This window comes from Pseudomonas sp. SIMBA_041 (assembly GCF_046535095.1).
Taxonomy (GTDB): domain Bacteria; phylum Pseudomonadota; class Gammaproteobacteria; order Pseudomonadales; family Pseudomonadaceae; genus Aquipseudomonas; species Aquipseudomonas mucoides.
The window spans coordinates 1-253 of the sequence record NZ_JAWRXJ010000631.1; the positions used below are offsets into that span (position 1 = coordinate 1).

Annotated in this window: 1 pseudogene; it reads right to left on the reverse strand. The window is 65.6% G+C overall.

The annotated features are described in order from the left end of the window. Positions 1-191: pseudogene (locus tag SB725_RS32630) on the reverse strand (DUF3530 domain-containing protein); the annotation flags it as partial. Between the last annotated feature and the right edge of the window lie 62 nt (positions 192-253).

Consider the following 253-nt stretch of genomic DNA (forward strand, 5'->3'; position numbering starts at 1 on the left):
GCCTTGGGCACCAGGCGCTCCAGGGCCTGGGCGTCTTCCTGGCTGCGTTCCAGCAGGGGTGGCCGGGTGGCCTCGACGGGCGCGGCTTCGGTGGCGGTGGAAGGTTTTTCAGCGTCGGCGGCCATGGCGCCGAGCGGAAGGATCGTGGCTAGGCAGCACAGTGCCAGCGTCGTGCGATAAAGTGTGGACATGCGTCAACCCAAGGCCAGAATGATACCGGCAGCCTAATAGTATTTGCCCGTGACGGCCATGC